The organism is Brevibacillus parabrevis, from assembly GCF_022701015.1.
GTDB lineage: Bacteria > Bacillota > Bacilli > Brevibacillales > Brevibacillaceae > Brevibacillus > Brevibacillus parabrevis.
Genome location: NZ_CP064090.1, coordinates 2327422 through 2339354, shown reverse-complemented (window position 1 = coordinate 2339354; position 11933 = coordinate 2327422). Strand labels below are relative to the sequence as shown.

At 53.4% G+C, this 11933-nt stretch carries 13 protein-coding genes; all 13 read right to left on the bottom strand.

The window, feature by feature from the left end:
• Positions 1–85: 85 nt before the first annotated feature.
• A complete protein-coding gene (locus tag IRJ17_RS11200) occupies positions 86–967 on the bottom strand; it encodes a LysR family transcriptional regulator (RefSeq protein WP_122965968.1) in 882 nt (293 codons plus the stop codon).
• Between the two features lie 190 nt (positions 968–1157).
• Positions 1158–2279 carry an aminotransferase gene (locus IRJ17_RS11195; RefSeq protein ID WP_122965969.1) on the bottom strand — a complete coding sequence of 374 codons (1122 nt, stop codon included), beginning with the start codon at positions 2277–2279 and terminating at the stop codon, positions 1158–1160.
• Between the two features lie 59 nt (positions 2280–2338).
• The gene (locus IRJ17_RS11190; protein WP_122965970.1) at positions 2339–3388 is read right to left on the bottom strand and encodes an ornithine cyclodeaminase family protein; all 1050 of its coding nucleotides are present in this window, start codon (positions 3386–3388) and stop codon (positions 2339–2341) included.
• Between the two features lie 131 nt (positions 3389–3519).
• Positions 3520–4251 carry an IclR family transcriptional regulator gene (locus IRJ17_RS11185; protein ID WP_063227860.1) on the bottom strand — a complete coding sequence of 244 codons (732 nt, stop codon included), beginning with the start codon at positions 4249–4251 and terminating at the stop codon, positions 3520–3522.
• Between the two features lie 27 nt (positions 4252–4278).
• Positions 4279–4965, bottom strand: a complete 687-nt coding sequence (locus IRJ17_RS11180) for an amino acid ABC transporter permease (RefSeq protein WP_173599583.1) — start codon at positions 4963–4965, stop codon at positions 4279–4281.
• A 65-nt stretch (positions 4966–5030) separates the two neighbouring features.
• Complete coding sequence (locus tag IRJ17_RS11175) at positions 5031–5846, bottom strand: transporter substrate-binding domain-containing protein (RefSeq protein WP_122965972.1); 816 nt, start codon at positions 5844–5846, stop codon at positions 5031–5033.
• A 27-nt stretch (positions 5847–5873) separates the two neighbouring features.
• On the bottom strand, positions 5874–6596 hold the full coding sequence (locus IRJ17_RS11170) for an amino acid ABC transporter ATP-binding protein (protein WP_063227857.1): 723 nt from the start codon (positions 6594–6596) through the stop codon (positions 5874–5876).
• A 290-nt stretch (positions 6597–6886) separates the two neighbouring features.
• Positions 6887–7822: an aromatic acid exporter family protein gene (locus IRJ17_RS11165; RefSeq protein WP_341276025.1), complete on the bottom strand. Its 936-nt coding sequence runs from the start codon at positions 7820–7822 to the stop codon at positions 6887–6889.
• A gap of 166 nt (positions 7823–7988) precedes the next feature.
• A complete protein-coding gene (locus tag IRJ17_RS11160; RefSeq protein WP_173599586.1) occupies positions 7989–8396 on the bottom strand; it encodes a zinc ribbon domain-containing protein in 408 nt (135 codons plus the stop codon).
• A 222-nt stretch (positions 8397–8618) separates the two neighbouring features.
• The gene (hemQ, locus tag IRJ17_RS11155) at positions 8619–9371 is read right to left on the bottom strand and encodes a hydrogen peroxide-dependent heme synthase (protein ID WP_122965975.1); all 753 of its coding nucleotides are present in this window, start codon (positions 9369–9371) and stop codon (positions 8619–8621) included.
• A gap of 125 nt (positions 9372–9496) precedes the next feature.
• Positions 9497–10255 carry a glucosamine-6-phosphate deaminase gene (gene nagB / locus IRJ17_RS11150; RefSeq protein ID WP_173598148.1) on the bottom strand — a complete coding sequence of 253 codons (759 nt, stop codon included), beginning with the start codon at positions 10253–10255 and terminating at the stop codon, positions 9497–9499.
• Between the two features lie 15 nt (positions 10256–10270).
• On the bottom strand, positions 10271–11152 hold the full coding sequence (locus tag IRJ17_RS11145; protein ID WP_122965977.1) for a MurR/RpiR family transcriptional regulator: 882 nt from the start codon (positions 11150–11152) through the stop codon (positions 10271–10273).
• A gap of 296 nt (positions 11153–11448) precedes the next feature.
• A complete protein-coding gene (locus IRJ17_RS11140) occupies positions 11449–11814 on the bottom strand; it encodes a YisL family protein (RefSeq protein ID WP_173598146.1) in 366 nt (121 codons plus the stop codon).
• Between the last annotated feature and the right edge of the window lie 119 nt (positions 11815–11933).

Genomic DNA, 11933 nt, shown 5'->3' with positions numbered 1-11933 from the left:
TTCTGGTTCTGCTGCAACACAAGCTCCCAGAAATTATGCCCGTTGCCAATTCAAAACATGTAAAGGCGTCCGCCACTCATCCGGCCTACTCTTCCCGCACCGAAAGCCACACGTCTTTTACCAGCTCCATGAACGTTTGAATCGCTGGTTCGTCGCGCCGCCGCTCCAGACAGACGAGCGAAGTTTCCGCCTTTTTGGAAAAACGGTACAACTCGACAAGCTCGCCCGTTCGCAGCTCCCCCTCCACCAGCGCCGTACTGAGCAAGGCGACGCCCGTCTGATTGAGCACAGAGCGCTTGATCGTCTCCTCGCTGCTGCACTTGATGACAGAGGGCGGGACGTAGCTGATCTCCAGCAGACACTCCGTAATGAAGCCATCGAGATTACACCCTTCCTGATAGGACAAAAACGGGAATTGCGTCAGCGTTTCCGTCATCGAACGGCCCTGCACCATATCCGGCGCAGCAACGAGAGCAAATTCCTCTAAATCGACGACCATGGAATAAATCCCCTGCTGCGTACTGGTTCCGGCAATAATCCCGATGTCCGCTGCGTGGGCGCGAATTTTTTTCAACGCTTCCTGACTCGTGCACGAGATGACCTGCAAGTTCACTTGGGGATGTGTCTCCACATAAGCCTTGAGCATTTGCGGCATGTACTGGGTACAGTAAAATTCGGGCGCGGCCACCACGAGCGGGCCGACAGGCAGATGCAGGTGGTTCAGCCCCTCCTCCATGCGCAACAGGACAGAAAAAAGCTGATCGGTATGCTGCTTCACCAGCTTCCCTGCCGGGGTCAAAAAGGTGCGCTTGCCGACGCGGTTCAAAAGCGGATGCCCCAGCTCCCGCTCCAGTGCCTGAATCTGCAAAGTAATCGTCGGCTGGCTGTACCCGAGCAGCTCGGCAGCCTTCGTCAAGTTCAAATGCTCCGCTACGACCTGAAACGTTTTCAAATTCCGCAGCTCCATGCCTTGCACCACTCTCCCCCGCTTCTTCGTCTATACGGAAAAGTGTAGCCGAGAGTGGACGTGAAGTTCAACCTGCACAGTGCACCACTATGAATAACGGGATACGCTCCCCGCCAGCTTGGCGGCGTCCCCATTGCTGCCGCTTGCAATCGTCAGCACCTTTTTTCCAGGCAAGCAATCCGCTTATCGCCTAGCTTCTCTCCCGCAAAAACTTCGAGACTTGCGCCAAACCCGCCTGGAGCACCTCTGTGTCGCAAGCGTACCCGATCCGCACCCAGCCTTCCATGTCAAAGCAGCTTCCCGGCGTCAAAAACGCGCCTGTCGCACGGAACAGCTCGATGCAAAACGCTTCCGACGGCATATCCAGCTCGTATTTGAGCATGGCGGTCGTTCCCGCTTTTGGCTTGACGTAAGAGATGAGCGGTTCCGCCGCCACCCACTCGTCCAAAATTTGCAGGTTGTCCCGCACGATTTTCAGATTGCGCTCCATGATCTTGTCCCTGTTTTTCAGCGCATGAACCGCCAGCATGTCGTCGAGCATCCCGCAGCTGATCGTCGTGTAATCGCGGTGCGAGAAGCAGTTTTTGATGACGTCGAGGGGCGCGGCGATCCAGCCCAGGCGCAAGCCGGCCAGCGAAAATACTTTTGACATGCTGCTCGTCGCAATCCCTTTTTCATACAAATCTACGATAGACGGAACCTCGATCTCCGGGTCCTGATGCAAATGGCGATACACCTCGTCACACAACACGTAAGCGTCGACCGAACGGGCAATCTCCACAATTTCGCGCAACGTCACCTCATCCATCAGCGCACCGGACGGGTTGTTCGGATTGTTGATGCAAATCAGCTTGGTCTTGTCTGTGACAAGCGTGCGCAGTTCATCCAGGTCAGGCAAAAACTGCTTCTCCGGCACCAGTCGCAGCAGCTTCACCTCAGCGCCGAACGACGCAGGCACTTCGTAAATCTGCTGATAAGTCGGGTGGACAGAGACGACTTCATCGCCAGGGCCGACCAGCGAAAACAGCGCAAGAAAATTGGCTCCGATCGCTCCGTTCATCACCAAAATATTGTCCGGCGTCAGCGTCTTGTACATGCCCGCGACGAGACTGCGGAACTCAGGCGAGCCTTCGATGTGGCCGTACGTCAGCTTCTTTTGCGCCATCTCGGCAAAAAAATCGGCCGGCTCTGCCGACAGGCGAATCAGCTCTTCCACGGTCAGGGAGTCCACACACGTTTCCGCGATGTTGTAGACCGCTTCCAGCTCGTAGGCATTCATCCATTCTTCTACTTTAAACGGGGCAATTCTCATCTTTGACCTCTCCTTCGGTTGTTCCGTGCATTTCCGTGTGTATGGATCGCAAGCTGCTACTACAGATCGACGACAGCTCCTGCGCCGCTCGCTTGCGCCTTTTGCAAAATGTGGTGCGCTGTCAGCAAATCTTGCAGCGCAATGCCTGTGCTGTCAAAAATCGTAATTTCCTCCGCCGAGCGGCGTCCCGCTGCCTGTCCGAGAATGACGCTGCCGATTTCCGCGACAATGTCCGCCTGCGAAATCAGCCCTTTTTTCAGCGGAATCTCGGTTTCTCCCACGCTCACAGCCTGCCCGATGTCATCCACGAAGACCCGTCCCATGGCGAAAAGTCGCTCGTCGATTTCCTGCTTGCCCGCCATGTCGGCTCCGATGCACGTAATGTGCGTCCCTGGCTTGACCCATTCGCTCTGAATCAGCGGCGTCCGGGAAGGGGTTGCCGTGATGATCACGTCCGCTTCTCCGACCGTCTTTTCCAGGCTTTCGACCGCGATAAACTCAACCTCGCATTTACGTGCGTAGCGCTCGTAGTCTTCTCCTTCGTATTTCGCTACGAACGCCGTGAGCAGTCTGTCTTTGATCGTTGCCGCGAACTTTTGCGCCTTTTCGTAGGAGCGCGGATGGCTGATGTACACTCGCTTGATGTTGTCCATCGCCATCAGTGTCGCGATGATTTGAAAAGGCGCCTGGTGACCCGTCCCGATCATCAGCAGATTTTCCGCTTCCGGTCGAGCCAAATACTTGGCCCCGATCCCGCCAGCAGCCCCCGTTCGCATGCATGTAATATGCTCGCCGCTCAACAGCCCCAGCGGAACGCCTGTCCGGCTGTCCAGCACCATCACGGTTCCGATCAGCTGCGGCAATCCTTTTTGCTCGTTTTCGCCAAACCAGGAGACGAGCTTGAGTCCGAATATATCCGCTCTGGGCAAATGGCCCGACTTGATATCCATATCCGCTTTGCCTGCCGCAAATTCATGAAAAATCAGCGGAAACAGCGTCGCTTGCTGACTCGATTTTATCTGGTAGGCTTGCTCCACCACTTCGATGACACTCGCCATGTCCAGCAGCTGTTCCGTTGTTGGTTGATTGATAACCCGAAATGGAAACATGTCTTGTGCTCCTCCTCTCGATTTCCTCCACACTAACACAGATTTTTCGGGCAAAAAAATTGAAAGTTCCAATAGTAAGCATTAAAAAACAAAAACCTCCATCCGATGACGTTCGGAAATGGAGGTTGCGATTAAGCGCCGCCGATTCTTGCAGATATGGCGGTTGCTTGCTGCTTTACTTTTTCGATGAGCTGCGGCAGCCGTTCATCCGGGACGCGGAAGATCGGCGCATTGATGGAAATCGCAGCCACGAGCTGATTGCCGTAGCCAAAGATCGGGGCTGCGACTGCCATCGTCCCTTCCGTTTTTTCGCCGTAGCTGATGGCATATCCGCCTTTTTTGGCGGCCGCAAGCTGTTCCAGAAACGCTTCGTGCGAAGGCGCTGGCAGCTGCTCGGAAATAATTTTTTCGATCTCGGCTGCCTTGGAATGGGCCAAAATCATTTTGCTGGGGGCACCGATCGTCAGTGGAATCCGTTCCCCCAAGTTCTCGTCAATGCGAATTTTCAGCGGACTCTCGACCTTTTCAATCGGCATCGAGTCCTTGCCTGCCAGTACGTTCAGGAAAATGCTCTCTTCGACCTCGTTGGCCAGCTCCTCCATGAATGGTCGAGCCACGGAACGCAAATTCAGCTTCTCGTGCAAAATAAAGCCGATTTCCATCCACGTATAACCGGGTTTGTAATGCTTGGTGACAGGCTCCTGCTCAACCAATCCGAACTGGATCATCGATTCGAGGAAACGGTGGAGCGTGCTGATCGGCAGGCCGGTCGCTTCTGCTAACTCCGATATGGGCCAGGCGTGTTTTTCGTCTGATATCAGCACTCTGATGATTTTCATCGTCCGTTCGATTGATTGAACCATAGTTCCTTCGTCCTCCATAAACGTGCCTTATGCTGCGACACTCGTATCCTTGGCCTGCTTTCGCGGTGTTTTTCCCTTGGCAAGCCTCGTCTCCAGTCTGTTGACAAAATAGGTGAACAGCATAATCAGCACGAGATAGTACAAGCCGACGACCATGTATGTCTCCAGCTGTTTGTAGTTGGAAGCCGCCTCACCGAGACCAGTTCCCCACAAATCTTGCATCCCTACGTACGCTACCAGCGACGAGTCCTTCAACCCGATGATGAACTGGTTGCCGAGTGACGGGATCGCCCGGCGAAACGCCTGCGGCAAAATGATGCGGCGCATGGCCAGCGGGTACGACATCCCGAGCGAGCGGGACGCTTCCATCTGCCCGCGATCAATCGATTGGATCGAGCCGCGGAAAATCTCGGCAATATAAGCTCCGTTATGAACGGCGAGCGCGATTGCCCCTGCCCAAAACTGGGAAAGCGTCACCATGTTCGCCAACCCGAAGTACAAAATACAAATTTGCACGATCAAAGGCGTACCGCGAATGACGGTAATGTACAAGTGCGCGAAATAGTTAAGCGGCTTGGAATTGGAAATGCGGAAAAACGCAATGATCAGTCCGACGATGCAACCGAGCAAGAGAGCGACTGCCGTGAGCTGAACGGTCAACCAGGTCGCTTTCAGGAAAAGGGGATAGCTGTTCAGAAAAATATCGATGATCATAGGAAATCCTCCTCACATGAAGCGGAAAAAGGGGGGCGTCCAAACCGGACACCCCGTTGCCCACTTTATTGTTTTTGCAGGATATTGCGGCCAAACCATTTTTGGCTGATTTTTTCGTAGGTGCCGTCTTTGATGATTTCATCCAGCGCTTTGTTGATTCGGTCTACCGATTCCTGATCGCCCAGTCGCACAGCAATCGCCTGTTCGTCGAAGCTGAGTGGCTCACCCACGTCGATGACTTTTCCGCCACCCTCTTTAATAAAGCGCAAGCCTACTACCTGGTCGGTAATGACCGCGTCCAGACGTCCTGTCGGCAAGTCGAGCAGCGCCGTGATATCGCTGTCGTATTGGGTGATTTTATCTTCATCTGTCAGTTTTTTCGCCCAGTCCAAGTAGTTGGAAGCTTTGACGACCCCGATCTTTTTGCCTTTCAGATCGTCCTTGCCCTTGATCGTCGTGTTGCCTTCCTGCACGAAAATCTGCGAGCCGGAGCGGTAGTACGGATTCGTGAAGGAAACCGCTTTTTGACGCTCGGGAGTCACCGTCAAGCTGCCGATGATCGAGTCGTATTTTTTCGCATCCAGACCAGGAATGATCGTCTCAAACGGGTTCGTGATCGGAACGGCGTTCATCCCCATTTTTTCCGCCAGCGCTTGTCCGATTTCTACGTCAAAGCCTGTCAGCTGCCCGTTTTCTTTAAAGCTGAACGGCTTGTACACGCCGCTCATCGCGTAAGTAAAATCTTTTTTGCCTTCGCCGCCCGCTGCCTGTCCGCCTCCTGCCGGCGCGCTGCTCTCTTGAGAGCCACATGCCGAGAGCAGAAGCGAGCCCAACAAAACGGTAGACAACAAAACTCCGGACCATTTTGCACGTTTTTTCATCTGAAATTCCCCCTGTTTTCTCTGTTTTTAACGAATGCTGCGCAAAAACTGCTTGGTTCTTTCGTGTTGCGGATTTTCAAAGAACGCACTAGGCGGCCCTTGCTCCAGGATTTGACCATCGTGCATGAACACGGCGCGATCTGCGACTTCGCGGGCAAAGCCCATTTCATGGGTGACGACGATCATGGTCATGCCTTCTTTTGCCAGTTGCTTCATTACCTGCAACACTTCGCCGACCAGCTCAGGGTCAAGTGCGGAGGTAGGTTCATCGAAAAGCATGATTTTCGGCTTCATCGCAAGCGCTCGCGCAATCGCCACGCGCTGCTTCTGTCCACCCGAGAGCATGTCCGGGTACACATCCGCCTTATCCTGCATGTTTACTTTTTTCAACAGTTCGTTGGCCAGCTCTTTCGCCTCGGCGACTTTCATTCCCTTGACGTGCACCGGAGCCTCGATCACATTTTCCAGTACCGTCTTGTGCGGGAACAGATTGAAGTGCTGGAATACCATCCCAACCTCTGCCCGAAAATGGTTCAGATTGGTCTTGTGCGGGTCAACCTTCTCCCCGCTGATCCAAATCTCGCCAGCTTCATGAAACTCCAAAAAATTCAAACATCGAAGCAAAGTGCTTTTGCCTGAACCGCTGGCACCGAGCAAGACGACGACTTCTTTCTCCTCTACCGAGAGGGTGACACCTTTCAGCACGGTGAGTGATCCGAAAGACTTGACTAGCTGCTTAACCTCAATCATCCTGCTATCCCCCTATCTATCTGTTGCCGGATGGATGGCCCTTTTCACTTTTTCCGAATATCGGAAATGATTTCTGATTTAAATTATAATTGTATATTTTCAGACATTCAAGAAAAATAAAATTTACTGAATAAATATGCATGCCTGAAAGGGCAGAAGCTGGCAGTGCCAAGCTTTCACGCCTTTTTCAGCAAAAAGTCGGGATGTTGTTTGGGACACAAAAAGCGCCTTCTTCCGGTTTTGCTCAGAAGAAAGCGCCTTTGTTCTTTGGCGTTTTGCCACACGAAGCGTTACTTGCCCGGTGTTAGCTCCGCTACGGCTGCTGGTTTTTTGTCCTCACTGCTTTTGCCCAGCTCATGCTTGATGAATAAATAATTCTCGATCTCGCGCAACAAGTAAAACAGCGACGCTCTCGTCTCAAATTCCTCGCGCGTGCGCGGCAGCTCCGACTCCTTGATCTCCTCGCGCATTTGGCGAAGCTGATCGATAAAGCGGTACGCCGTATTGCCCGGGTGCACCGAGTCGCTGATCCGTTCGAGAAAATCAGCGATCCAATGGCTCTGCGGCACCTGCGTGTCGAGTGACGAAACGATCGGCATCATCCGCTCCAACAGTTCAAACTGCTTTTCTCGCATGACAAAGTATTGGTGGTACGAGTCATCGCGCCGCCCCAGACGGTTATCGATGTCGCGCGACGCAAGCCTGAGCGCTTTTTCCAAAAGACCCGGCGCCTCGATCATCTCTTTCCCGTCCCAATCGCTCTCGCCATGCCGCAAGTAGTAGCAAAACTCCCGCAAAATTTGCCTGAACAGCTGCTCGATCTGCTTTTGCATCGCCCGCAGTTCCTTGTCCAGGCTCGGCATGTACAAGTTCACGAGCAGCGCGACCCCGACGCCGATCACCAGCAGTCCCGCTTCGTTCAGCAATAACGGGAAATCCATTCTTTGCGCCGAGTACAGGTGCATGAGCACGACCATGCTGCTGACGAAGCCCTCCTGGATGCCAAACCGCACAGCGAGCGGCAAAAACAGCAGGATGGCGAGCAAAATGGCAACAGGCGAATACCCGAGCAAATAAAACAGCGCCATCCCGATGCCAAGCCCGAGAAAGCTGGACATGATCCGGTTCCACGCTGTGCGGAACGACTGCTTGACCGTTACTTGTATGCAAAGAATCGTAATGATGCCCGCAGATGCGGGGTACAGCAGATCAAGCTGTTGAGCCAAAAAGATCGAGATCGCTGTCCCGATCGCCGTTTTTAAAGTGCGATAGCCGATTTTCAGCTTTAGAAAGCCCAGTCTTGTTCCCCTCCGCTCTGATGTCGCTTTCCTCTTTACTGTATCAAAAAGTTTCCGGGAACCAAAGCCAAGACTTTGTTAAGAAACCGTGTCCTTACACCTTTTTCCCGCAGCCCGGACAGTATTGGTAGCCAGCCTTTACGCGCTGCCCGCAGTACGGACAAAAAGCTTTTTCGCCTGTCGTCTCTGTGTCCGCTTCCGCTTCTCTCTCCTTGCCGAATCGGCGGTTCAACGGGTCGCCTTCCTCGCTGGCGTCCGTAATATCGTACAGCGACATCCGCTCTCTGCCTGTAGCGTTTTTATAGTGATAAACAGCCTGAACGATCCCGATAATGATAAACAAGACCCCAAACAAAGGAAAAATCGTGCCGACCACGGGAAACGGCGAATCTTGCGTGATGAAAAATGCCATAATCGTCCAAAATACTCCGAAAACAATAGCAACGACACTTCCCGCCGCGCCCATTGCCGACGGGCCTCTTCCTGGCTTGATGCTTTTCATTGCAATCCCCCTCTCCTTCCGGCTTAATCGCTTCCCAGCGCAGCCTCTCTCTGTTCTTCACATTTCTCCCATCCTATTACATCTACGTTCCGAGCACAAATCGGTTTCCTGCGGCTGGCAGGCTCGACGCCTAAAAAAGACCGAGCCAGAGCCGATCCCCCGGGCAAAAAAAATCTGCCGATGCGACAACTAGCAGCCGCACAGCAGATTTTTGACAGATGATTACACTTCCAGTTTTTTCGCGAGCGTTTCCTGATTCAGCACGTTACCGACCAGGAAGTTGCCGAACTCGCCAAAACGGGCACTCACTTCATCAAAGCGCATTTCGTAGACGATGTGCTTGAACTCCAGCGGATCGTTGGCGAACAGCGTCACGCCCCACTCCCAATCGTCGAAACCGACGGAGCCGCCGATGATTTGTTTGACGCGTCCAGCGTAGGAGCGGCCGATCATGCCGTGGGAGCGCATCATTTCTTGACGCTCCTGCATGCTCAGCATGTACCAGTTGTCTTGCAAATCGCGTTTTTTGTTCATTGGGTAGAAGCAAATGTGCTCCCATTTTGGCAGGATCGGATACAGGCGATCGCGCACGTGCGGATTTGCCTTCGGATCTTCGCCCGGGTTATGTACATAGTTGCTCAACTCGACAACGGAGACGTAGGAGTACGGAGCATCTGTAAAGGCAGCAAAGCGGGTTTTATTGAAAGCCGTCTTGATTTCTTCGAGTTCTTGCATGGTCGGGCGCAGGAACATGAACACGAGGTCTGCTTTGTGTCCAAGAATCGAATAGAAAGCTGTACTTCCTTGGTTTTCCGCTTCGTTCGCTTCCCAAGTGCGGATCAGCCCGTTCAGCTCGTCCAACGCTGCTTGGCGCTCCTCGGCGGAAGCCGCTTTCCACTTTTCCCAATTGATCGTGCGGAAATTATGATACGTATACCAACCTTCTAATGTAAGCAACGCTTCGTTTGCGCTCATCGAAAATCAGCTCCTTAGAAAAATCTGGTGAACCTTCGTGACAACACTCCCAGTATAGCATAAGGGACAGACAGATATTCGGAACAGATTGGTGAACAACAAAAGAAACAAGCGGCGCCAGACGGCTACCGCTTGTTTTCCACACTTGTCGCAGCGACAGTCAGCTGGCTCGCCGCCGCCTCGTCCACGATGACCGTTACATCCGGGTGAAGCTGCAGCAAGGACGCTGGCACATCCGCTGTCGGCTCGCCCTCCACCATCAGGCGCACAGCCTGTGCTTTTGCCTCTCCGCTTGCCAACAGCACGACCTTTTTCGCTCCGAGAATCGTCTTGATCCCCATGGAAACCGCTTGCGTAGGCACTTCCTCCACGCTGGCAAAATAACGGGCGTTCGCCTCAATCGTGCTCTCGGTCAGCTGCACCACCCGCGTCGTCGACTCCGCGGATGAGCCCGGCTCGTTGAATCCGATGTGACCGTTGTTGCCGATGCCAAGCACTTGAATATCGATACCGCCCGCTTCGCGAATCGCTTCCTCATAGCGCGCGCACTCCTTGTCCAGATCGGCCGCATCTCCTGTTGGGACGTGTGTTTTGTCTGCTGGCAAGTTGATGTGCTGGAACAAATTTTCCTGCATATAGGCGCGATAGCTTTGCGGATGCGCCGAAGACAGCCCGACATATTCATCCAGATTAAAGCTCTGCGCCTGCGAAAAATCGATCCCTTCGTCTTCGTGCAGCTTGATCAGCTCCCGGTACATGCCTACCGGAGTGCCGCCAGTCGCCAGCCCCAGGACGGTCTGCGGATGCTGCTTCACCTCAGAGGCAAGCAATTCGGCCGCTTTGCGGCTCATTTCCTGATAATCTTTGACTATGACAAGTTTCAATTCCTCTCACCTCAATCAATATTTTCGTTCCAATACGGCTTTCGCTGTCCGTTCCTTGTATGTGAGCGCCTTTTCCTTGTTGCGCAGCGTAATGGTCGTGCAGATGACGTCCAGCACGTGCAACTGGGCGATTTTCGCAGCCAGAGAACCGCCCTGCAACGGGCCTTCCTGTGCGGCGGTCAACAGCGTCATATCCGCGACACCCGTAATCGGCGAGCGGCGGTAATGCGTAATGCAAATCGTCGTGGCTCCCGCCTCTTTCGCGACCTTGAGCGAATCGATCGTATCCTTCGTGCTCCCGGAAACAGACAGCCCGATCGCTACATCCCCCGGCCCGAGCGTAGCTGCCGCCATCGCCTGAAGGTGCGATTCACTCATGGCATCCACGCGCAGTCCGATCCGCAAAAACGCGTACTTCGCATCCTGCGCCGTCACAGCCGATGTTCCTACTCCGTAAAAGTGAATCGTCCCTGCCTGCTGCAAAAGCTGGACACAACGCTCGATCTGCTCCAGATCGAACAGGGCAGATGTATCGGCAATCGCCTGTTGATTCGTCGCGGTTATTTTTTGCGCCATCGTCTCCAGCGAATCTTCCTCGCCTACTTCGCCGTGCAAATTTTTCGCCGGTGCAACCAGCTCCTGCGCGAGCGCCAGCTTGAACTCCTGATAGCCGCGAAAACCGATTTTCCGGCAAAAGCGCAGCACCGTCGTTTCGCCGACGCCAGCCTTTTCAGCCAGGTCGATCACAGAAGAATAAATGACGCTGTCTGTCTGCTGCAAAACGATGCTCGCTACCTTTTGCTCCGATTTCGTGAAGGAGGGCAAAAGACTCTGGATGTGCAAAAGGGTGTTTGTCTTGACTCCGGCAACGGTCAACTCCTCTGTATGTCCTGCCATGCTGCGCCTCCTTTTGAAAAGTGACTCCGTTTGGTCGTGCTTACCGTCATTATATCAAAAAAGGAGTTATCCGCCATTACTTTTATATAAAGTGGAGTGTTTCTCCAAAATTTCCGCTCCCGTCCCGCGATCAACGCCCGACCGCCTCAACGTCAGCCCCGGCCAGGCAACAAAACAGTCATGACCTTTTGGTTGACCGCAAGCGGACACATCCCGTTTCATGAAAAAAAGCCTTCCCCTGCAAGCGTGCAACTTGCAAAAGAAAGCCCTATGCATACATTTCCGTTTCCAGACGACTAGGCGAATACACGGTAGCCGAGCATGATGACTACGACCAGCACGAGCAAACAGCCGATGAAAAAGCCGATGCTGCCTTCCTGTCTTTTCGCCCGTCCCAGCGACATCTCGATCAAGCCGAAAGCGACAATCGCGAGCAGACCTTTCACGTAGAAATACACTTCGCTGGCGTGCACGGTAAACAGCATCCACGCTCCGGATACGAGAATAATGACCATCATGAGTCTGAGCAGCATATGTACGATCTTGCCCGCTTTTTCCTTGCCCGCACGATAGAGGAAGTACGCTACGATCAACAGGACAATCGCGACTTCCCAGCCACCCACGTGGGACTCCAGCAACGCTTTATACGGCACAAAATTCAACCCCTTTTTCCCTTGTTTATACTTGTCCCAGCCATTATAACAGAAGTGTCGGAAAAAAGCAGATGCCTGGATGCGTGGCAGTATTGTGACACCGTTATATGCATGAAAAAGAGGCCGCC